Genomic DNA, 21,012 nt, shown 5'->3' with positions numbered 1-21,012 from the left:
CTCATTTCGTTAATGCATTTACGACTTGGTCAACAATCACTTTAGAGGAGATCGGACCGCCGAACACCCAAGTTGTGCCGTCTAACCCGAAGTAACGTTTTTCCTTCACAAAGCTTAGCCCGTTCCAAATGGAGTTATCCTTTAGAGTATTTGAAAAAATATCATCATTGCTTTGGACGATGTAGATGAGATTTGTATCCTGTACCGCTGGCAATGCTTCAACTGTCGAGGTTGTAAATCCGTAAAGCTCAAATTTTTCTGGTTTCCAATCGTTTTTCAATCCGATGCGATCCAAGGTTTGAACCGCCAAAGAATTGTCAGTGAACAAACGTAACGATGCTGCATTCTGATAACTGAATGCTTGCGTCAGTACATAGTTCAAGTCTTCCTTACCTGCCGCTGCCAGCTTCGCCTTCGCATCCGCATAGTGCTGATCCAAATCGGCAAGTACCTTCTCTGCTTCCGTCGTTTTACCTACGGCTGCTGCAATCGTGTTAAACATGTCTGTCATTTGGTTGTATTGCTCGCCTTGACCTTCGAGTGGATATAGATTAAATATGAGTGTTGGCGCAATGCCTTTCAACTGATCATAAATTGCTTCGTGGCTATCTGTATTGGCAATAATCAGATCCGGCTTCAGTGCTGCGATTGTCTCTAGATTCGGTTCATGACGGAAACCAACGTCCGTCACATCTGCGTCCAGAGGAGCCTCGGAGCTCACCCAAAGCTTATAGTTTTCATTGTCCGCGTTACCGATAGGCTGCATGCCGAGTGCAATAATATCCTCCGTAAATGTCCATTCCAGTACGACAACCTTTTGTGCTGGCTTATCCAGCTTCACTTCCCCTTTAGCATCCTTTAGCACGATTGGAGCGCTTGGCGCTTCTGTGCTTGCATTTGCCTCATTCTTATTGCTGTTTTTCTCGTTTCCTGCTGCTGAGTTTGTTGTACTATTTCCTCCGCATCCCGCCACTACCAACATTACCGCTATAATCACCAACATACTCATTACACGTTTATTCATTTCCTCATACCCCCTATTTTTATAGAACCTATGTATCTTTAAAATAAATGATAATCCTTCTCTGTTTATTGATAATGATTATCATAGTCAAGAACAAGGATTATCTTATATTCGTTTTGGGATATTGTCAATCTGTTTTTTTTAGAAAAGCTTTGTTCGATATGTGATGTGCATTTTTTATACAACAAAAATAGGACGGGCATATTGCTCCCGTCCTTCCTATTGGCTGCTATATATGCAGCGTGCTTTTATTCGTTTTTGAAGAAATGAGGTAAATAAGCTTTGTTCGCCTCAAGCATTTCTTCAAGCAGAGCTTTAGCAACAGCTACACTCGGAACGAGTGGATGATGCACAAGTGCTTGCAGCGCTATGCCTTTATCTCCGCTAATTGCAGCCTCGATTGTAAGCGACTCATAGGTTTTCACTGCATGCATAAGACCTTTAATCTGCTCTGGAACGCGTTGAAGAGGCAGCGGAATTGGGCCTTGAGCCGTAACGACACAGTTAACCTCGATGCTAGCATCCTTAGGCAGAAAATCAATGATGTTGCCGTTTCTAACGTTCAACGTCTGAATATCACGCTTGTCAGTATAAAGAGCATGCATCAAGTTAACGGCTGCTTCAGAATAATAAGCGCCGCCGCGCTGCTCAAGCTGCTTTGGCTTCTCGTTCAAGTTAACATCCTTGTACAGTTGGAATAATTCCGTTTCGACCCGGCTTACAACTTCCGCGCGCGTCCCGTTTTTCTCAAGTGAGTCCTTCATGTCTGCAAACATGGAATCCGTCATATAGAAATATCGAAGATAATACGTCGGGATCGCACCAAGCGAGCGAAGGAAATCCGCATCCCAGTCAAGAGCTGTTACATTCGTAGCCGCATAATCACGGCCGCTGCCGATCATCTCATGCAGCTTATCCTCACCATTTACGTAAGCAGCTGTAACCCAGTGAAGGTGATTGATGCCTACGAATTCAGGCATTACTTCCTGCTCGCTTACGCCGTATTCTTTCGCGAGAAACTTCTGAAAGTTAATCGGTGAATTACAAAGGCCAACCGTCTTTACTTTGCTGTATTTTTGAACCGCTTCAGTTACAATACCCGCTGGATTCGTGAAATTAAGCATCCATGCGTCCGGAGCCAGCTCCTCGATGTCTTTACAAATATCAAGAATGACAGGCACTGTACGCAATGCTTTAAACATACCGCCTGGTCCAGTCGTCTCTTGTCCGATTACACCGTGGGAAATCGGGATATGCTCATCGCGACGTCTAGCTTCCAGCAAACCTACCCGCATTTGTGTCGTTACAAAATCAGCACCTGCAATCGCCTCACGGCGATCAAGTGTTAATTTCACTTCGATTGGCAGGCCAGCCTTCTCGACCATCCGCTTTGCAAGCTCACCAACGATCGCCAGCTTATGGCGTCCTTCTTCAATATCAACGAGCCAAAGCTCACGAATGGGCATTTCATTGTATTTTTTAATAAAGCCTTCTACGATTTCGGGCGTGTATGAGGAACCGCCGCCAATGACGGCGACCTTTAGTGGTTTTTTGGACATGTGGAAGAGCCTCCCTTAAATGATCGCGATTTTTTTAAAATGTAATCTTTCTCAATGCTGCATCAACCGTATCGTCAATGGTAATGCCACTGTTATCCATAGCGCTCATCACGGCTCCAATAACCGGATCAACCGTAAGCCTTACTGTCCGAGCTTGCGGAGAAACCGCAGCAACGGCTTCATTGATTGCATCAACCATATGAGTAGAGCCGCCGCGAGATAAAACACTGCCCGTTAGTACAACATCGAACTTTTCCTGTTCCATACCCAAACGTTTGATAAGTGCATTAACCGAGTTCGCATGCTCACGACCAGCTTCCCGCAAAAGACGGATCGCCACAGCGTCGCCGAGTGCAGCAGCTTCAAACATCACTTTAGCAAGCTCATGCGATGGTCGTTTGCCGTTATCCAGTGCATCATCGTACATTTCTTGTATCGTATTATATCCAAGCCGCTGCGGGACAAGATCGCTAAGCAGAGTCGCTTGCTCTCTGCCCTCCCACGAACGAATGGCGCTGCGGAAGGCATGAATCGCTAAATCGGTACCCGAACCATGTCCGTCGCCGAATAAATAACCGAAGCCGCCATACTGAAGCTCATCACCTTGCGGGTTTCGAGCGGCTGCATTAAAACCAGTACCGCTAATAATGACCGCTCCGTATGATTTGTTGGTACCAGCACGCATACCAATCATTGTATCGCATGCAATCGCATGATTTTTATATTCAAGCGAAGCAATCATCGGCCGCAAAATCGCATAGTCAGGCTCACGATCTGCTCCAGCGAGTCCAAAATAGGCGAAAGTCACCTGCTCCTTCGTCACTCCTGCTTCCTGCAACGCCTGTTGACACGCATTATTAATGCTGTTCTTTGCTCCTTCGAATGCCGTTTGGTGATTTCCATTACCGCCGAGCCCTCTGCCAAGTACACGCCCCGTCTCATCGACGAGGAGAGCATGTGTCTTGGTGCCTCCTGCATCAATACCTAGGAAAATAATATTGCTCACGCTCCTTATTTGTACTTTCTTCTATTTTAAAATAAAAAACACCGCTCTTCTAATGAAAAAGAACGATGTTGTAATACTATCTTACTATCTTTTATGATCGCAGATCGGAGGGCAGCTTACCCACATGCTGCTTAAATAAACGGTTGAAATTAGATAAATTGCGAAATCCGCATTCGGCCGCTACTTGGATAATCTTTTTGTCTGTTGATTCCAGAAGATAGGCTGCCTGTGACAATCTCAGTTGAATTAAATAATCCATAGGCGAGGTTCCAACGACTTGGACGAATAGTGTACTGAAACGCGAGGGGCTTAAGTGCGCGGCCTCAGCCAGCTCACTAAGCGTCCACGGATAGGAGATATCGGCCTCGATATTATGAAGTACACCTCGTATCGTTTCCATTCCTCTTATATGCTGCGCTCCGTTAGCATTATTTTTCGCAAAATAACGATTGACGAATGCTAGCAGCTGAATCAGCTTAGCCCTTACCACCACTTCAAAATGCGGCTCCTTCAGCTCATACTCTGCTGACATGTCCTTAATTATGCTGCCGAGCTCACCGAGCTTTGGATGCTCTCGATCTAGCACATGGTCAAATCGCAGTCCAATATCCCGAAATGGAATAAGCAGCTCCGCATCGTAGCGCTGCTCCAAAGCGAGGTACGCTGAATCAAACATAATAACGCTCATGACCAGCTCCTCAGACTCAAACGCACGGTGCAAATCATTGGAGTGTATAAGGACAATATCACCTTGTTGGAAGTCATAGCGGCTCCCGTTGATTAGATAATAGCCATATCCCTGTTGAATATAGTTGATTTCGAGCGCCTTATGCCAATGCAGTCTTTGAAAGGTCGGAGAAACCCCCACAGATTGCGAAATAGTAATTGGAAAAGCTTGCGGCAGCTCAATACGATCTTCTCGGATGGAAGAGTGTAGGTTCATTTTATTCTCCTTCAAGTTTTGCGAATGCAAAACTACTTCGTAAGCATGGGCTTAGGTTTTCGTAGAAAACCTACTTCGTAAGCACAATCCTGAATATACCATTGTTGTTATCAAAGATTATAGCAGAAAGCAGTGTCTTGATAGCATATGTAAGTATCCAGTCAGGCATCTCATTTTAAGATCTTTTTTGTGTTGACAAAGTATTCCATAAAAGTTACATTAAATGTATCAAACGGATATATCAACTTGATACATTGAGGAGATCATTTATGATTGAGCTAGTTACTTTAGGAATGCTGATGCAAGGAAAAATGAGCGGCTATGATATCAAAAAAATAACGGAGCAATCGATCGGAATCTTTTACAAAATGAGCTATGGCAGCCTATACCCCGCACTCAAACGTCTTGTGGATCAAGCGTATGTAACCGAAGAAGAAACCAATGACAGCAAGAACAAAAAAATGTACAGTATTACGACTAAAGGACAGCAGCACTTTATGCAATGGCTGCGTGAGCACCTTCAAGCGAATAAACGCGAGTATCTTATCAAAATCTTTTTTTATGATTACTTGGATGAATCGACGAAAAAACAAAACTTAATCGCTTATCAGCAAACCGTCGCACGTAACATTTCACAGATGGAGGCTGTACAGTCCATTGTCTCCAAGGAGCTAGAGCAGCTCGAAGATAAAGACGCTTATTACTACCGCGTTTCCGTCATGCATCACGGTTTACATTTTTTTAAGATGGAAAATGAATGGCTAAACAAAATAATCGAAAAAGAGGAGTTCTAAATGAAAACATCGGACAGCTTTTCAGTGAAGAGACCTATCGTTGCCCTAATTCTTATTGAGTTGATGCTTATGATTTTTGTAGCCGGCGGCAGCGCCTACGTATCGATCGCTGAACTGACGCATCCTCTCGCTCCATTCTTTGGTTTTATTCCGATCGCTTTATTTCTGGTCATTTATATGACTGCCAATAAACGTTGGGGCACCTATTACTTCAGCAGTCTTTCCAAGCTAACAAAACAGCAATGGCTCGAATACCTTCCTCTGCTGCTCGTCCTAATCGTATTATTGATCGCCAATAAGGGCTTTCAAGCCGAATCGTTCTCATTTTTTGCTTATATGCTGCTGTCTCAATTGTTTTTAGTCGGATTTGTTGAGGAAACATTATTCCGGGGGATGATGCTGCGGATTCTTATGCCAAAAGGAAAAGCGATTGCGATCATTGTCTCCAGTGCATTGTTTGGCGTCACGCATGCTTTACAGGCGCTTAGCGGTCAATCGCTTGAGGATACTCTTTTACAAATTGTGTATGCGTTTATTCTAGGCTTTGTACTTACGATGCTGGTCGTGAGAAACCGTGCCATTCTGCTAACGATCCTCTTTCATGGCTTGCATAACTTCCTCAACTTTACTGGCAATGATCCTGGTACAAATCTATACAGCTATCTCGTTATCGGTATTCTTGTTATTCAATCGCTTTGGCTGATCTCTTCGTCCAAAAAAACGGCTGCTCCAACAAACAGTGTCTACTCCTAAAATAAAAAAAGACTGGGCCATTCCAAGAAGCTGTCATAACTTTTTCCTAATCTTTCTTGATGAAGGTCAATGGTAAGATAATCTCCATTGTTGTTCATGTTCCAATGTACCTCACTTTTTTGAAACACATTGTTCATTTATTTAGATGTCACAATTTTATCAAAACGACTAGATATTCCAATATATTCATTGCCCCAACCACTACTTATGGATATTTCTTGTAATGAGAGCCTGTTGGGGCAAAAGAAGCTCTAATTCAGAAACGACTAATTTTTCACGCTGATTAAGTCTTTTAATGTATGTATCCAATGCTGACAATACTTCTTCTACAGTTCTGTATTCTGACCAAGTAACATCAGTATTGGCCGAATCTATCCGTTTCCTAACTTCCCATAATAGGTCAACCAGCAGAGTATTGCTTGCCAAGTTATTCTGCTCCTTACCTTGTTCCATAAAACACTTTATATCAATTCCATATTTATCTTTCCACTGTGTCATCATATCCATAATAGAACGTCATTTCCCATAGGCAATGGGCAATAAAGCTTTCATTTGACATAGTATCTAATGACTTCTTGTCAATGTAGTAGCCTAGCCATTCATTAAATTTGCTTGATACTATAGAGTATCTAGTCCATTCGTCGTCCTTACCACTAACGTCAAAAAAGTGTCAATTTCAGTTTTTCATATAGCAGACTAAACTTTTCAAGTCTGTCCTTTTTATTTGAATAATGGACAATAAATTTTTGCCATACCTTTGAGAATTCTGTGTTGGCGATCAACTCCTTGAATGTCTTCATACTTCCTCCATCATCTAAAGGTTTCCAATCGAGTACGTACGTCCTCAAACAAGAAGCCACCCTTTATGAGTGGCTAATCTTTAAATATTCAATCTACTGCTATCTGCTTTACATCAACTTATAATTACAAAGCCACTCCTGAAAAATGAAGTTTTTCATGTTAACTACTCTTTATTTGCAATTAATCTTAACGATTACTTAACGTTCACAAGCAATCAAGTCTTCGTCCCTGTCGCTTTTTTTATTGGCGTCATAGAGTTCCTTAGAAACAAATGGCTTGAATTTCGTTTTCCCACCTTTATTTTTGACTGAGGAAGAACGAGCGACGCCACCTTTATACACCTTATTCAACTCCGTGCAGTTTTTATATGTAACTATCTTTGCTTTTGCTTCTGCTACGCCAGTTAAATTTGAAGTAACACTAAGAATAAGACCTAAAGATAATAAAATCACGAATACCTTTTTAATACTAACACTTCCTTTCATCCCTAATTATTGTAAATGTCACTATAACCTCTATATACTTTTTTTTCAAGGTTTAAAATCATCAATCAGTTCATTAATTTTGGTCATAAAAAAACTCCCTTCTATTTGCTAAACAACGCAGATAAAAGAGAGTAATTTTTTGCACTCTATTGTTGCAGGTGTACGTGGATTCAATGATGTCAACGCCGCAAACCCTTATGTATCAAGGGTTCCGAGCGATTGACGACATTAATTATTTCCAGCCTATTCCCACTCAATTGTAGCAGGCGGTTTCGAAGTTACGTCATAAACTATACGGTTTACGTTGTCTACTTCGTTTACGATACGAACTGAGATTTTTTCGAGCACATCCCAAGGAATACGTGCCCAGTCAGCTGTCATACCGTCGATTGATGTTACTGCGCGGATTCAGACGGCGTACTTTGGCCTCCATTACTTCCCTTTAAGCGTATTCGTAATTTTCGCCTTGGACTTTAGTTCCTCCAGCAATGCCGGGGTAAGTTCGGCAACCTTCTGGCTGATGAGTTGTTCCCGGATTTCAAATTTCTTCTCATCCAGCGTCGCTGCCTTCGATTCCTTATGGTCTGTTACTTTGATGATGTGATAACCATACTCCGACATGATCGGTCCACCCAGCTCGCCAACCTTAAGCGAGAACGCTGCCGCCTCAAACTCAGGGACCATTTCCCCCCTGCCGAAGAAACCAAGATCACCTCCTGCAACCTTACTGCCTAAGTCAGAAGATTTTTCTTTCGCCAGCTTCGCAAAATCCGCGCCACCTTTCAGCTGCTTCATAATTTCGTCAGCTTCTGCTTTCGTTGCGACCAAAATATGCGATGCTTTCACCTGCTCAGGCTGTTCGAACATGGCTCTATTTTCCTCAAAATATTGTTTCACTTGTTCGTCAGTCAATTTCACACGCGACTCTACGAGCTTGCGAATGCGAAGCTGCATCGGTGTTTGCTTCTTCAAATCTTCCAGCGTCATGCCCGCTTGCTGCAGAGCAGTTTGAAAATCAGATTCAGACGGGAACTGCTTCTTAATTTTCGCAATTTCCACTTCCACATCCTTGTCACTAATTACGATACCTTTCTTCTTCGCCTCTTGCTTAACAAGCTCTTCTTGAATCAGGTTGTCCAGCATTTGCTCTCCGCCAACTGCAGTCATCTTATCGTACAGCTGGTTCTTCGTAATAGATACGCCATTAACTGAACCGATTGCTTCATTACCACCATCGCCTAATGGAAACTTTTCGGGCTTGCTAGCAATAGTGACTGAATTCGAAGAGGCATTGTAGTTGACATTCGCACCGAGCATCTCAGCCGCGGCGCGGAGTGGGACGTAAGTAACACCCTTAATTGATACTGGTTCAACAGTTGATTTCTGACCATTTACAATCAAGGTCATTTTCGTTGCGGCATATGCTCCTGCACCTGCCGCGAGCGTAATACCCGCTACTACCAGTGCAGTTACTCCCACTCTACGAAATAGGATGCTGCCTTTGCTTTTACTCACAATATAACCTCCCGCTAGAATCATTTCCGAAGACACTTAATGGATTGCATAATAGGATTCTATCTCATTACTTTGGATAAATAAACCATTTTTATTCTTTCTTTAATTTGGGCATAAAAAAAATACTCCCTTCTATTCGCTAAATAACGCAAATAGAAGAGAGTATTTTTTAGTGCAGCTATTCCCACTCAATTGTAGCAGGCGGTTTCGAAGTTACGTCATAAACGATACGGTTTACGTTGTCTACTTCGTTTACGATACGAACAGAGATTTTTTCGAGCACATCCCAAGGAATACGTGCCCAGTCAGCTGTCATACCGTCGATTGATGTTACTGCGCGGATGCCGACAGTGTACGAGTACGTACGAGCATCGCCCATTACGCCTACGCTCTTCATGTTCGGAAGCGCAGTGAAGTATTGCCAAATTTCACGGTCAAGACCGGCTTTTGCAATTTCATCACGAAGGATCGCATCTGATTCACGAACGATCATAAGCTTGTCCTCTGTTACTTCGCCTAGGACACGAATCGCAAGACCCGGGCCTGGGAATGGCTGACGCCAAACGATAGCTTCAGGAAGACCGCACTCTTCGCCGACTTTACGAACCTCATCCTTGAATAGCGCTTTAAGAGGCTCAATAAGCTTGAACTTAATGTCCTCAGGTAAACCGCCAACGTTGTGGTGAGACTTGATCGTTTGAGCTGTAGCCGTACCGCTTTCCACGATGTCTGTGTAAAGTGTTCCTTGTGCCAAAAATTCAAAGTCATCCAGTTTGTCTGACTCTTCTTGGAATACATAGATAAACTCGTTACCGATGATTTTACGTTTTTGCTCTGGATCTTCTACGCCCTTCAGCTTGCCAAGGAAACGCTCTTGCGCATCGATTTTGAGTACTTTCATATCGAACTTGCCTACGAAAGTATCCATAACACCTTCTGCTTCGCCTTTGCGGAGCATACCGTGGTCGATAAACATACAAGTAAGCTGATCGCCGATCGCTTTATGAAGAAGAATAGCTACAACAGAGGAATCTACGCCGCCGGAAAGCGCACATAGTACCTTTTTGTCGCCAACTTCATTACGGATATCACGAATTGCATCTTCAATGAACGATTCCATCGTCCAAGTTCCGTCACAATCACAAACATTGTATAGAAAGTTGCGAATCATTTCATTACCAAATTCAGAGTGGCGTACTTCTGGGTGGAATTGAACCGCAAAGAATCCACGATCCGCATTGCTCATAGCCGCAACTGGAGCATGATCCGTGCTTGCGTCTACTTTAAAGCCTTCAGGCAGCTCGACAACATGGTCGCCGTGGCTCATCCATACCGTTTGAACCTTATCTAAACCAAAGCCGATTTGTGAACCTTCCACAAAATCTACCTCTGCTTTACCGTATTCACGTTTGCCCGCGCGCTCTACCTTACCTTTGAGCTGATGCGACATAAGCTGCATACCGTAGCAAATACCGAAAATTGGAATGTTCAAATCGTAAATTGCAGGATCAACCATTGGAGAATTTTCTTCATAAACGCTAGCCGGTCCTCCCGAGAATACGATACCCTTCGGTTGTAATTCACGGATCCGTTCTACCGACGTGTTATACGGCAATAGCTCGCTGTATACGCCCAAATCACGAATACGGCGTGCAATTAGTTGGTTATACTGTCCTCCAAAATCAAGAACAACGATGATTTCATTATGCTTAGTCATTACCGAGCCTCCCTCAAATTATGTAGTAATTATATATAAGGCAGTTTGAACGAGTCAAGGCACAGCAACGTGACAATTCGTAGAAGAAGGAACAAAGGTCCGTCTGCGCGTCGTTAAAACCGTTGAAATTGATCATTTTTTTGGGAATAGAAACCTTCCGTATCGTTCTAAATAAGAAGACTATTTGCGAGATTGAAGCTCGCGGGATGCGGCTCTGGCGGTGAGATTTGGGACAAAAGCCATTCAGAATAGACGATTAATTGATATGCGTCTGGAAGAGTCGAATAGATTTGAGACCGCAGCAATTTCTCCATATAAACTTTATCTTCTTTTTTGTTGTTTCCAATGGAATGATTAAGGTTTTTGATACATTTACAGGAAAAACTCAGCCTATGGAGTAATCAACAGCATTAGCTATAAGGTGGGTGGATCGCTTGCATTTTATACATGACAGAGTAAAATTTGACCTTATTGGTTTACTCGTACTGGCTTCAATGTATCTGTTCGAATGCAAAAGCAGCTGCTTCCAATCCCCTACTTTCGAGGATCGAAGCAACTGCAAAATGCGGCCCAAAAAACTTATTCTAGTATTAAAGGGTGTTAAGGAGATATCGCTTTGCCGAAGGTGTATTTGGGATAGTTACTCATCAATCATTCCCGAGTTTCTTGGGAGCTTTTTTGTTGCAACATCTCGTCTCTTCTGCTTCTCGGCGGAAGGCCCTTTCAATTTCTGAATGGGCTGCTTGTCCAGCACGCGCAAAACGGTTCGCAGCGCAGCAGGAGTAGGAGCGCCAGCCCAAGTCCCCGGTGCAGCAAAATGTGCTTCCTCAAGCCAGCTTGTGAGCTGGCGGAGTGCATCCTGCTGCTCCGCTGCGAGCACAGGCCCGGCTGCGCTTGCGTATTCACGCGCCGTTTGTCCAGGCGCGTGTGCGCCGAAACGGCGCTGAAGCAGCGGCGCTAACGCGCTGCTCACAGCAATGAAGCTCGCGCGGACTCGTTCCTCGGTGCCGCGCGGTGCTTTCATGCTGCGCGGCGCCATTTCGGCCGCGCCAGCATCGCTGTGGCGCAAGCGAGCTATCGCCGCTTGCGCTGCCCCCCTGTCCGTCACAGGTTCATGTGACGGATAGGGCGCGGCTGCGCCGGCGAGCTTCGCGACGCCGTCGGCGTAAGCCGCGCCATAACGGCGCAGCGCCAGCGAGAGGCGGAGCCGCTGGCGCTGTGCCGCAGCAATGGCCGCGACCGCAAGCGCTAGCGCGGCCGCGCCTGCGGCAGCTGCAGCGGCAGGCGATGCCGCCGCTGCGCCCTTGGCGGCGCTTTGCGCCGCATGCACGAGGGCGTCTGCCGCCGCCTCGACTGAAGCAGCGAGGCGCGCTAGGCTTCCCTCGCCGAGCCCTGAAGCTTCGCTGCCGACATTGCTCGCCTGATCAGCTCTCGCTGCACCCATCGCGGGAGCACCCTGCTCGCCAACCGTAGAACTGGCGGCTGCAACATTTTGTACGCCGCTGAATCCCGGCGTTGGATCGAAGGGCACCCAGCCTGCGCCTGGGAAATAAACCTCAACCCAAGCATGCGCATCAGAGCCTCTAACCTCATAATCAACAAGTGTGAGACTATTATTGGTTCCCTGCTTTAATTCCATCGTACTTCCAGCGCCTAGCGCATTGTTCTTCATACTTTCCGAACTAGTATTCACAGCACCCTGCGCACTGTTCTTCATACTTCCCGAACTAGTATTCACAGCACCCTGCGCACTGCTCTTCATACTTTCCGAACTAGTATTCACAGCACCCTGCGCACTGCTCTTCATACTTTCCGAGCTAGTATTAACAGCGTCCTGTGCACTGCTCTTCATTTCCGAACTAGTATTCACAGCACCCTGCGCACTGCTCTTCATACTTTCCGAGCTAGTATTAACAGAGCTCTCCTCCCCAGCTGTACTTTCCCCGACCGGGGTTCCAGGAGTAAAGCCTTTCACCCACCTAGCAGGTATCCCCTGTGTACGAAGCAGGATGACCATTGCCGTGGAGAAATGCACACAATAGCCTTGACGCTGCTCGAAGAGAAAGTGATCGACGAAGTCACTACCTTCCGGAGGAACGGCGCTGTCTTCCAACGTGTAGGTATAGCTTTTTTTCAAAAAATCCTCAATCGCCTTTACCTGATCATAACGACTCGTAACACCGCCGCCTGCCACCTCGGCAGCTAGTGCTGTCACTCGGCTTGGCAGACTTGAAGGCAATTGCAAATAAGGCTCTAACTGCGCTTCGCTTACTTTCTCAACCGCAGCTCCGCCGCTTCCGTTACCTGAAGCTTCAGCGCTCTCCGACTCGCTGCTCAGCGCCCGTAATTGCGATTCATCTGTCACTGTCAGGACACTCTCTACCGTATATTTCTCAATCTTTGCCGTATCCGTCTGTGCATATAACGAGCTTTTATCAGCGTTGTATACATAGCTTCCAAGCTTACGACGCGGATCAGCTGCAACAAGATCTGTCACTTGACCAAAGTGACCTGATGAGAACAGAGGCATCCCTGCAGTAGGCTCTGTCCAAACGACAGTTTGCCGTATAAGCGGACCCAGCTGCGTGTTCCCCTCTTCCATTGCTGCCTTACTTGAGGCCGCAACATCCGATCCCCGTACCGGCAGCAAAACAGAGCTGCCAGCTGTATCAATCCAGCCGCGCCCATCATACACTTGCTTTGATTCACCTCGCCAATATGCTTCAGCGGTAGAACTCCCCGTAAATATAACGGTATTGTCCTGCTTCAGAGAAGAACCGAGCTGACTATCATCAAAGCCATACCCAGTAAACGCGCTTCCAAATCGATCAAATCCCGGTTGACCCATGACTTGTACAGAGCTATGCTGGTTTCCCAGCGATTGAATCGTCTGCTCCAATCTGTCATTCAAAGAAGCTGTCCAGCTCGCGGGCGGCATCGTTGTTCCTCGTCCTCCAGCGAACAACATTCCGCAGCCAAGTATCGTCAGCACAACAAAAACTGAACTTGTAAGCCATCTTATATCAAGTCCCTTAAATTTGCCAACACCTGTATTAATCATTCGTTGAACACGCGGAACGGTGACGACTGCACCAAGCAGCAGCCCTTCTACAACGGTTCGCATCAAGCCTCCCATTACATCAAGACCCAGCCATACGTGAAGCACAATTAAATAGCCCGATGTAATGCAAGCTATACCAAGCGCTGTCTGACGCATCCATAATAAAGCTTGTAAAGCAGGAGCAAGCATCGCCCAGCCTATAAACAATAGGAGCGTTCGAAGCTCTCCCGACATCGCCCACAAACCATCTTCAATGATCAATACGATATGATCTTTCAACATAACAGGGAACGAAAACAGCCATTGCAGACTGCTCTGATCAGCACCCTTATAAATCCACATGAGCGTGACTACACACAGCAAGGAATTTATTGGCAAGGAAATAGAAATTGGTAAACGAAACAGTCCTGCCAGTAAAACCAATCCGATGACAAGAAGGAGCGGCTCTGGATTATAAATAACAGACCACTCGCCAGCATTCACCCAAGGCAGCAGCCATTCCGTAAGCAGCCCAAACAGCAGCAGAGTCGTAATAAACCGGTATCCTAATGATTCCTCCACAGCTTCTCCGTGCAATAGATTCCGGTCAACTTGCGGCTCTTTCACCGTTCTCCCAGCAATATCACTTTTATGCGAGCTCATAATCTTCGCCTCCTTCCTCAGCGTATGGGAGCGTACTCATACTTGCTGGGACGGGCAGCCACGTCACTTTAACGCCTCCGCTTTCCAGCCATTTCTGCTGCTCTCGCATAGCGAAGGTAGGCATATTATTGCGTGTAACGATAAATAACTCTAGCCTGCAGCCTTGCTCGCCCGCAAATCCAGCAAGCTCGCCCCAGCTCCGCCCGCCTCTCCAGTCAGCAGTAAACACAAGCATTGTACTGCCGTGTGAATGTTGATTTGACTCCTGAGCAAGAGTGCCCGCGAGAGAACCCTTTCCGTCCGCACGAAGCACAGCCATTTCATAAAGCATGCCAGACAAACCGGTCTGCGGCCTTCCATCAGTGGGCGACGACTGCAGCACTGTACCGCCTTGTCCAAGCAGCAGCGTCACAGCACTGCCTAGTGAAGACGCCTGTGTCAAAGCGAGTGCTGCCCAAGCAACGCAAGCATCGAACAACCGATCGTCCTGCTCGTAGGCCGATGCGAGGGTATCAAGGGCAATAAACGTTTTTGTTGGCTGCTCCAGCGGATAGATCTTGGTCTGCAAGCCTCGTCCCTTGGCTGCGCTTCGCCAATCCAAATGCCTTAATGAATCTCCCTCCCGATAAGGTCGACTATCCGGTCCAAGTCCCGCAGCTCTCACCGCTGCTTTGATTTCTTCACGAGCGGCATCACCGCGGTAGTCCTGAGCTCCATCAGCGACTAGGGAAGGTGCAGCATAAATTGCTGCCCCTCGCGCGATTTCCGCTTTATTTAAAGGCAATGCATGCGGCAACCCCGGCAGCACAACAAACTCCGCCTTTGCAGCTATTCGTTTATGAATAGCCGTAAGACCAAGCCAGTCCCCTATTGAAACCGATATATGCTCGTAGGAATGTCGTCCGCGCCGCAGCTTATGAAGTGTATAGCAGTAAGTCATCTCTTGATTAAACATCGGTGTCAATACTGCCCGAACCAATATTCTATGATCAGCAGGAGAACTGGCATTAATGGTTTCATCATAAACGGCTATCCATACGAAGGGAATGAGAATAGAGCGTTTAAACGTCAATTGAATCTCAATCTTCCCGCCTTCTCGTGTCTCTTCATGCGACAGCACCCGTACGGCACTTATGCCGCCTGCCGCCAGAATAGGCGCAAGCCCACTGACAACCATGATCATGCCTAGCACTGCTGTCATGAACCACTCAACCGCACCGCCTCTCAACAGTACAGCTGCCACACTGCTTGCAAAGCCCGCCATGATAATACACCAAACCATCCATCTCGTACGATAGCCTTGCGAAAGCTCCATTTGTTCTTCGTTCACTGGTTTAACTTCTTTTAAATGTCCCGGAGAAGCTTTTTGACCGCTGCTATCATGCTGCTCAGAACTAAGCTCGTCTTGAGCATAGATCTTCTCGGCAGCTTCTCCCTCCTCCGTTCTTCCTTTCAACAAACCATCCTGAAAAGGTGCATTCATCGGCGCTTCCCGCTTCCCACAGCCGCAGGCATAGGACATTCACGAATCGTTCGTTTAATGACAACAGCGGCATCCGCACCAGCAGCGACCGCATTAAATCGCAGCGATAGACGATGTGGAAGCACAGCGTCCGCCGTCGCCAGCAAGTCGTCAGGGATCGCAAAGCCACGTCCTTCCATGTATGCATTCGCCTGAGATGCCCGCAGCCAGTCACGAAGTGCGCGAGGACTTAAGCCAAGCACTACCTCTGGCGCACGGCGAGTGGCGTCAGCTACCTGCACCATATACTCAAGAAGGGCAGGATGCATATGGGTCTGCCTTGCCTCAGCCTGCATCTGCAGCCATTCCTCTGTTGCAATAACGGGGCGCAGCCGCTCGGGCTCAATTCGATTGCCATTTGCGTATTGCTCCAGCATCCGTTTCTCTTCAGCTGAGCCGGGATAACCAATCGTCAGCCGCATCATAAAACGATCCAATTGCGCTTCCGGCAGCGTATTTGTCCCCTCGAAGCTAAGCGGGTTTTGTGTCGCTATTAACATAAAAGGCACCGGCAGCTTGCGCGTTTTCCCTTCAACTGTGACCCGCCTCTCCTCCATAGCCTCAAGAAGTGCAGACTGTGTTCGCGGCGACGTCCGATTAATCTCATCAGCAAGCACTACGTTGCCCATAATTGGTCCTGGCCGGTATACAAGCTCATTCGAGCGAGCATCTAGCACTACTCCGCCAACGATATCAGCTGGTAGCATATCGGATGTAAACTGAATTCTTTTAAAATCTCCGCCCACCGCTCTCGCGAATGCTTGTGCCAGCAGCGTCTTGCCAACGCCTGGCACATCTTCTAGCAAGACGTGTCCGCCTGCTAGCAGCGCAGTCAATGTATTTCGAATCACCTGCTGCTTGCCTAGCAATACACTCTCTACCTTTACTAGCAATCGATGCAGCAGCACCTGTGGCGCTTCCGGCCAGTGACTATAACGATCCTCTTTGACATCATCAGAAAATTGGGGAGAAATCATCTTATAAATCGCCTCCTGAAAAATAAATCTATCTATTTTTCAGTGTCCCCAGCTTTTACTCTCTTTAGACCTGCTAGAAACCATTCTATTATTCCGTAATCCAGATTTCCCGCTGCGTTTCGTTATAAACATATTTAGTTATCAGAATTTCAAATTGCAGCAGCGTCGCACGCACTGGAACTAGGATTGGATCCTTATTCACTTCCAAATTCACGCTGCCGTCTAACCACTCTGTCAGCTTATGCAATGACACTTCAATAGCACCGTTGCTTATTCCGTATTCGCTTGATTCAAGCACCAGTTTTTCTTCACCGCGATGCAGAATAAGGCTCGGCACCTTTTTCTCCGCTTCGGTGAGCGTACTCTTCATACCAAGCTGCTCCGAGAATTTGGTAAGCTTAGCCACATCCTTCTGCGCGACCTGCTTTCTAGTCCACTTTAGCTTACTGGCGACTTTAAATTGTATAGGTTCGATTTGATCTGTCAGCTTCGCAAATGTGTAACCTTTACTTTTATAATATTTAATAATGTCGGGCAATGCCTTAACCGACTCTGCATGCCCTGCACTGTCATGAAGGAGTACATTCAGCTTATCCCCCATTTTGGAACCTTTAATTGTCTTCAAAATTTCAGCAGCAGGTACGCCCAGCCGCTTAGAATCTCCGCTGTCTACATTCCAGTCGTGCACCTGATAGCCTGCCGCAGCCAAGGCATCGAAATAGCCTTGATCGAAGTTGGTGTACGTTCCGCCTGGCGCTCGTACTAGCGTTGTTCTTACACCGCTAGCAGCATATATAACCTCATCGGTTTTCATTACCTGATCAGCAAACTCAGTGAAACTGCCGTATAGCTTCTCATATCTATGATCAAACGTATGATTGCCAAGCGCATGACCTTCTTTTACGATTCGCTTAATCATTTCCGGCTGTTTCAGTACATGCTCCCCTAATACAAAAAAAGTCGCCGAAATCCCTTCCCGTTTCAATATATCAAGCACCTGCCCAGTATTTTTACTAGGGCCATCGTCAAATGTTAAATACAATTGTTTCTGATCAGGTTCAATTGCCGACTTCCCTTGCTCCACCCGTTTCTCCGTATCGTAAGACGCCGGCACCGTTAGAAGCGGCATCGCATTATAATTAGGAACCGCAGCAGCACTTGCTAGGATGATCTCCCGATCACCTGTAGCCTCTCCCTGATACGTCCCATAACCATCAATTTCAAATAAGCCAAAACAAACGAATAGTATACAAATCGCCACCCGCCAAAAACGCTGCATTCACGCTGCCACCCTTCTCTACCTATGAATAAAAATCCTCAATCATTCTGATAGATTATATGAGTTCGCTCTCTCGTAAATGACTAAGCGATATAAATAAGAGACTGCGAGATGAATAATAGGCTGCGTTTAAAAAAGCAGTTAACAAAAAAAACAGCTGAGCGGCGATTACTCGCATGCTCAGCTGTTTTTGTAATATTAGATAACGATTCGCTTAAAACGCAGCAACAATCGCGCCTTTGTACTTTTCTTCAATAAATTTCTTAACCTCAGGTGAATGAAGTGCCGTCACAAGCTTCTGAATCGCTTCGGAATCCTTATTGTCCGGACGTGCAACAAGAATGTTTACGTAAGGCGAATCGGTTCCTTCAATGAACAGCGCGTCATCCGTTGGTACAAGGCCGGCTACTAGCGCATAATTCGTGTTGATCAAAGCTAAATCCACTTCACCTAAGATGCGTGGCAGCGTTGCCGCCTCTACTTCCTTGATATCTAGTTTTTTCGGGTTAGCTGTAATATCGGAGACCGTCCCGTTGACACCAACGCCTTCCTTCAGCGTCAGCAGACCGTTTGCAGCCATAAGAGCAAGCGCGCGTCCGCCATTCGATGGATCATTCGGAATAACGACTTTCGCGCCTTCCTTCAGCTCCTCGATTTTCTTGATTTTTTTGGAATACGCACCAAATGGCTCGATATGAACGCCAGCTACATTAACGAGATCGTAGCCCTTATCTTTGTTGAACTGATCTAAGTAAGGAGTATGCTGAAAGAAATTAGCATCAATTTGTTTTTCATTAAGCTGCGTATTCGGTTGAATATAATCATTGAACTCGATGACTTCAAGGTTTACCCCTTGCTTTTCAAGCATCGGCTTGACGAATGCTAGCAGCTCTGCATGCGGTACAGGAGACGCTCCGACCTTCAGCTTAACCATTGTTCCTTGACCTGCATTGGAGTCGTTCGAGCTTTCTTCTGCATTTTTGTTTTGACCACAAGCCGCTAATGTAAATACTAGCAGCAACGCTGCGATTAATAAGCTAATCTTTTTCATGTTCATTCCTCCATCGTTGTCATTTCATTCTATGTTGTAAGACCAATAGCTTATTTATTTTCTGCTGTAACGCCGTACTAAGGCATCTCCGACCGTTTGCAGTACTTGTACGAGCACAATGAGCAATGCAACTGTCACAAGCATCACGTCGGTTTGAAACCGCTGATAACCGTAGCGCAATGCGAGGTCACCGAGTCCGCCGCCGCCGATTACGCCTGACATCGCCGTATACGAAACAAGGGTAACTGCTGTTATCGTAACTGCAGCTATTAGGCTAGGGCTGGATTCTCGCAGCAGGACGCGGCGCACAATATCCCATTTTGATGCACCCATCGCCTGCGCCGCTTCAATGACGCCGCGATCCACCTCGCGCAGTGAAGTTTCTACAAGTCTTGCAAAGAAAGGTGTTGCAGCTACAACGAGCGGAGGAATGGATCCCTCCACGCCCAGCGTCGTTCCCGTAATTAGCTTCGTAATCGGCATAATTAGAATCATAAGAATAACGAATGGAACGGAACGCAGCACGTTTACGATAAAGGAAAGCACACCATAAACGACTGGTTGATGCAGCAGCTGCCTCTTAGAAGTTAGAAACAAGATGATACCTATTATTAATCCGAAAATAATCGTAAATACAAGAGAAGCCGTCATCATATAGAGCGTATCTCTCGTAGCATCCCATATTTCAGGTAAGCGAACGTTTTCGAAGCTCATCATATGGCATCCACCTCCAACCCTTCCTTACGCAAAACGCCAATCACCTGATCAATTTCCGTTTCGCTGCCGATCAACTCCACAATAAGCTGACCATATGGGGTATGCTTCATGCGCGATACGGTCCCTTGCAAAATCGCAAATTGTACAGACGTCGGCTTCACCGCATTGTACAAAATAGGCTCATATGTCAATTCTCCAATATAGGTCATGCGTAATAGACGACCCGTTCGTCCACGCAGCAACTGCCCGCCACCAGCACTATCCGCCACTTGATCAACAAAGTCGCGGGTAACCGGATGCTCCGGCTTTAGAAAGACATGCAGGACGTCACCCATCTCGACGATCTCGCCATTATCGATGACAGCTACACGATCACAAATCGAACGAATGACATTCATTTCATGTGTAATCAATAAAATGGTAATCCCCAGCTTCTCGTTAATATCCAGCAATAATGATAATATCGAATTCGTTGTTTGCGGGTCCAGCGCCGATGTTGCTTCGTCGCACAGCAATACGTCAGGATTATTCGCAAGTGCTCTCGCTATCCCTACACGCTGCTTCTGGCCGCCCGAGAGCTGAGAAGGATACTTATCCGCATGTCCTTCGAGCTGCACGAGCTTAAGCAGCTCGTCCACGCGCTTATTCACCTCAGCCTTTGAAAGCTTGGTCAGCACAAGCGGAAATGCGATATTATCTCTAACCGTGGACATCGACAAAAGATTGAAATGCTGAAAAATCATTCCTATTCGTCTGCGATGCGCCTGCAGCTGCCTCTCAGGCAAGCCGGTAAGCTCCACGTCGCCTACGTTTACCGTACCCGATGTTGGCTTCTCCAGCAGATTGACGCAGCGCAGCAGCGTACTCTTCCCTGCCCCGGAGTGACCGATAATACCGAAGATCTCACCTTTTTCGACTGTCAAACTAACGTCCCGAACCGCTTCAACCGAAATCGCCCCTACTCGGTACGATTTTTTGATGTTGTTTAGTCTAATCAGTTGCATAACCCCCCTATCAAACAAGCAAGATCATATTGTATAAATGTGACAGCAACTCGTCAACAGACAATATATCCCATATCCTATTTTCCCCTCAACTACAAACAAAATATGGATCATTGATTAGCTCCTTCTATTGTCTCCCCTGCCTCATTTTTTACTCTAGCG

General features: G+C 46.3%; 18 protein-coding genes and 1 pseudogene. 2 read left to right on the top strand and 17 right to left on the bottom strand.

The genetic code is table 11. The features are described 5' to 3' along the window. Position 1: 1 nt before the first annotated feature. The 4 genes from AC0YN6_RS17125 to AC0YN6_RS17110 form a co-directional block, all read right to left on the bottom strand. Positions 2-1,024, bottom strand: a complete 1,023-nt coding sequence (locus AC0YN6_RS17125) for an ABC transporter substrate-binding protein (RefSeq protein ID WP_475748265.1) — start codon at positions 1,022-1,024, stop codon at positions 2-4. 248 nt (positions 1,025-1,272) lie between these two features. Then, entirely contained in the window at positions 1,273-2,583 is a 1,311-nt protein-coding gene (locus AC0YN6_RS17120; protein ID WP_475748264.1) for a 6-phospho-beta-glucosidase, read from the bottom strand. Between the two features lie 34 nt (positions 2,584-2,617). Then, on the bottom strand, positions 2,618-3,589 hold the full coding sequence (locus AC0YN6_RS17115) for an N-acetylglucosamine kinase (protein ID WP_475748263.1): 972 nt from the start codon (positions 3,587-3,589) through the stop codon (positions 2,618-2,620). A 91-nt stretch (positions 3,590-3,680) separates the two neighbouring features. Next, the gene (locus AC0YN6_RS17110) at positions 3,681-4,532 is read right to left on the bottom strand and encodes a helix-turn-helix transcriptional regulator (RefSeq protein WP_475748262.1); all 852 of its coding nucleotides are present in this window, start codon (positions 4,530-4,532) and stop codon (positions 3,681-3,683) included. Between the two features lie 269 nt (positions 4,533-4,801). Here AC0YN6_RS17110 and AC0YN6_RS17105 point away from each other — a divergent pair, with 269 nt between their 5' ends. Together AC0YN6_RS17105 and AC0YN6_RS17100 are read left to right on the top strand one after the other, a co-directional pair. Next, positions 4,802-5,326 (top strand): PadR family transcriptional regulator, encoded by a 525-nt coding sequence (locus AC0YN6_RS17105; RefSeq protein WP_475748261.1) that lies wholly within the window; start codon positions 4,802-4,804, stop codon positions 5,324-5,326. Further along, complete coding sequence (locus AC0YN6_RS17100; protein ID WP_475748260.1) at positions 5,327-6,079, top strand: lysostaphin resistance A-like protein; 753 nt, start codon at positions 5,327-5,329, stop codon at positions 6,077-6,079. It begins immediately after the preceding gene. Between the two features lie 201 nt (positions 6,080-6,280). On the opposite strand, the gene AC0YN6_RS17095 is transcribed toward AC0YN6_RS17100, so the two are convergent. From AC0YN6_RS17095 to AC0YN6_RS17035, 13 genes and pseudogenes are all read right to left on the bottom strand, one after another. Continuing rightward, the gene (locus tag AC0YN6_RS17095) at positions 6,281-6,586 is read right to left on the bottom strand and encodes a hypothetical protein (protein ID WP_475748259.1); all 306 of its coding nucleotides are present in this window, start codon (positions 6,584-6,586) and stop codon (positions 6,281-6,283) included. Next, positions 6,558-6,701 carry a DUF6557 family protein gene (locus AC0YN6_RS17090; RefSeq protein ID WP_475748328.1) on the bottom strand — a complete coding sequence of 48 codons (144 nt, stop codon included), beginning with the start codon at positions 6,699-6,701 and terminating at the stop codon, positions 6,558-6,560. The genes AC0YN6_RS17095 and AC0YN6_RS17090 overlap by 29 nt, the downstream gene beginning before the upstream one ends. A gap of 376 nt (positions 6,702-7,077) precedes the next feature. Then, a complete protein-coding gene (locus tag AC0YN6_RS17085) occupies positions 7,078-7,347 on the bottom strand; it encodes an excalibur calcium-binding domain-containing protein (RefSeq protein ID WP_475748327.1) in 270 nt (89 codons plus the stop codon). 261 nt (positions 7,348-7,608) lie between these two features. Beyond that, positions 7,609-7,773: pseudogene (locus AC0YN6_RS17080) on the bottom strand (GMP synthase (glutamine-hydrolyzing)); the annotation flags it as partial. Between the two features lie 24 nt (positions 7,774-7,797). After that, positions 7,798-8,880, bottom strand: a complete 1,083-nt coding sequence (locus tag AC0YN6_RS17075) for a peptidylprolyl isomerase (RefSeq protein ID WP_475748258.1) — start codon at positions 8,878-8,880, stop codon at positions 7,798-7,800. A 178-nt stretch (positions 8,881-9,058) separates the two neighbouring features. Continuing rightward, positions 9,059-10,597 (bottom strand): glutamine-hydrolyzing GMP synthase, encoded by a 1,539-nt coding sequence (gene guaA / locus AC0YN6_RS17070; RefSeq protein ID WP_475748257.1) that lies wholly within the window; start codon positions 10,595-10,597, stop codon positions 9,059-9,061. Between the two features lie 640 nt (positions 10,598-11,237). Then, positions 11,238-14,300, bottom strand: coding sequence for a DUF4129 domain-containing transglutaminase family protein (locus tag AC0YN6_RS17065; RefSeq protein ID WP_475748256.1), 3,063 nt, complete (start codon positions 14,298-14,300; stop codon positions 11,238-11,240). After that, the gene (locus AC0YN6_RS17060) at positions 14,287-15,783 is read right to left on the bottom strand and encodes a DUF58 domain-containing protein (RefSeq protein WP_475748255.1); all 1,497 of its coding nucleotides are present in this window, start codon (positions 15,781-15,783) and stop codon (positions 14,287-14,289) included. Before AC0YN6_RS17060 ends, AC0YN6_RS17065 begins: the two co-directional genes overlap by 14 nt. Next, the gene (locus AC0YN6_RS17055; RefSeq protein WP_475748254.1) at positions 15,780-16,799 is read right to left on the bottom strand and encodes an AAA family ATPase; all 1,020 of its coding nucleotides are present in this window, start codon (positions 16,797-16,799) and stop codon (positions 15,780-15,782) included. The genes AC0YN6_RS17060 and AC0YN6_RS17055 overlap by 4 nt, the downstream gene beginning before the upstream one ends. Positions 16,800-16,887: 88 nt before the next feature. Further along, positions 16,888-18,078, bottom strand: coding sequence for a polysaccharide deacetylase family protein (locus AC0YN6_RS17050; protein ID WP_475748253.1), 1,191 nt, complete (start codon positions 18,076-18,078; stop codon positions 16,888-16,890). Positions 18,079-18,292: 214 nt separating this feature from the next. Beyond that, complete coding sequence (locus AC0YN6_RS17045) at positions 18,293-19,129, bottom strand: MetQ/NlpA family ABC transporter substrate-binding protein (protein WP_475748252.1); 837 nt, start codon at positions 19,127-19,129, stop codon at positions 18,293-18,295. 54 nt (positions 19,130-19,183) lie between these two features. Then, on the bottom strand, positions 19,184-19,846 hold the full coding sequence (locus tag AC0YN6_RS17040; RefSeq protein ID WP_475748251.1) for a methionine ABC transporter permease: 663 nt from the start codon (positions 19,844-19,846) through the stop codon (positions 19,184-19,186). Continuing rightward, positions 19,843-20,844 carry a methionine ABC transporter ATP-binding protein gene (locus AC0YN6_RS17035; protein WP_475748326.1) on the bottom strand — a complete coding sequence of 334 codons (1,002 nt, stop codon included), beginning with the start codon at positions 20,842-20,844 and terminating at the stop codon, positions 19,843-19,845. Before AC0YN6_RS17035 ends, AC0YN6_RS17040 begins: the two co-directional genes overlap by 4 nt. Positions 20,845-21,012 lie beyond the last annotated feature (168 nt).

The organism is Paenibacillus sp. J22P15 (assembly GCF_056269345.1).
The sequence above is the reverse complement of the archived record's forward strand: the minus strand, read 5'-3'. Positions and strand labels throughout refer to the sequence as shown.

Coding starts and splice junctions, on each gene's coding strand:
- AC0YN6_RS17050 (WP_475748253.1), bottom strand. CDS start 18,078: ATGCAGCGTTTTTGGCGGGTGGCGATTTGTATACTATTCGTTTGTTTT.
- AC0YN6_RS17100 (WP_475748260.1), top strand. CDS start 5,327: ATGAAAACATCGGACAGCTTTTCAGTGAAGAGACCTATCGTTGCCCTA.
- guaA (WP_475748257.1), bottom strand. CDS start 10,597: ATGACTAAGCATAATGAAATCATCGTTGTTCTTGATTTTGGAGGACAG.
- AC0YN6_RS17055 (WP_475748254.1), bottom strand. CDS start 16,799: ATGATTTCTCCCCAATTTTCTGATGATGTCAAAGAGGATCGTTATAGT.
- AC0YN6_RS17040 (WP_475748251.1), bottom strand. CDS start 19,846: ATGATGAGCTTCGAAAACGTTCGCTTACCTGAAATATGGGATGCTACG.
- AC0YN6_RS17120 (WP_475748264.1), bottom strand. CDS start 2,583: ATGTCCAAAAAACCACTAAAGGTCGCCGTCATTGGCGGCGGTTCCTCA.
- AC0YN6_RS17110 (WP_475748262.1), bottom strand. CDS start 4,532: ATGAACCTACACTCTTCCATCCGAGAAGATCGTATTGAGCTGCCGCAA.
- AC0YN6_RS17065 (WP_475748256.1), bottom strand. CDS start 14,300: ATGAGCTCGCATAAAAGTGATATTGCTGGGAGAACGGTGAAAGAGCCG.
- AC0YN6_RS17105 (WP_475748261.1), top strand. CDS start 4,802: ATGATTGAGCTAGTTACTTTAGGAATGCTGATGCAAGGAAAAATGAGC.
- AC0YN6_RS17045 (WP_475748252.1), bottom strand. CDS start 19,129: ATGAAAAAGATTAGCTTATTAATCGCAGCGTTGCTGCTAGTATTTACA.
- AC0YN6_RS17125 (WP_475748265.1), bottom strand. CDS start 1,024: ATGAATAAACGTGTAATGAGTATGTTGGTGATTATAGCGGTAATGTTG.
- AC0YN6_RS17060 (WP_475748255.1), bottom strand. CDS start 15,783: ATGAATGCACCTTTTCAGGATGGTTTGTTGAAAGGAAGAACGGAGGAG.
- AC0YN6_RS17095 (WP_475748259.1), bottom strand. CDS start 6,586: ATGGATATGATGACACAGTGGAAAGATAAATATGGAATTGATATAAAG.